The organism is Sandarakinorhabdus oryzae, assembly GCF_009733735.1.
Classification (GTDB): domain Bacteria; phylum Pseudomonadota; class Alphaproteobacteria; order Sphingomonadales; family Sphingomonadaceae; genus Sandarakinorhabdus; species Sandarakinorhabdus oryzae.
Genome location: NZ_WNJP01000382.1, coordinates 1 through 718 on the forward strand (window position 1 = coordinate 1; position 718 = coordinate 718).

Here is a 718-nt window from a genome sequence, read left to right on the forward strand (position 1 = left end):
GGCCGTGCCCAGCTGCGCGCCGCCCGGCGTGAGGCCGATGCGGTGGCCGTGGAACGGTCGCAGGCGCGGCTGCTGCTGGCGGCCAGCGTGGCGGCCGCTTACGCGGATTTCGGCGCTGCGCTCGATCGCGAAGCCGTGGCCCGCGATGCGCTCGCCATCCGCCGCCAGACGCTGGAGCTGACCGCCAATCGCGTCGCTGCGGGTCTCGACAATGATGGTGCCCGCGCCCAGGCCGCCAGCCGGCTGGCGCTGGCCGAGGCTGATGCCGCTGCTGCAGGCCAGCAGGTGCAGGTGGCGCGGCACCGGTTGGCACTGCTGCTCGGTGCCGGGCCGGATCGCGGCCTGACGATTGCACCGCCGACAATCAAGCCGCTGCCGCCCGGCCTGCCCGACAATGTGGGCATCGGCCTGATCGCGCGCCGGCCCGATATCGTGGCCGCCCGCCTGCGCGCCGAAGGTGCCGGCGCGCGTGAACTGGCGGCCAAACGCGCCTTCCTGCCCAATCTCAGCCTCAACGCCACCATCGGCCAGCAGAGCCTGGGCTTTGACAAATTGCTGGAAGGCAACAGTTTTTATGCGAACTTTGGCCCGGCGTTGAGCCTGCCCATCCTGGATGGCGGCCGCCGGGCTGCCGAGGCACGCGGCGCTCGGGCGTCGCGCGTGGCAGCGGTGGCGGCGCATGATGCCGCGCTGCTGCGGGCGCTGAACGAGGTGGCCG

1 protein-coding gene is annotated in these 718 nt (G+C 72.7%); it reads left to right on the forward strand.

From position 1 onward, the window contains the following. Nucleotides 1–718 (forward strand): TolC family protein (locus GJ693_RS16440; protein WP_197042320.1); only part of this gene is annotated, 718 nt, incomplete at both ends.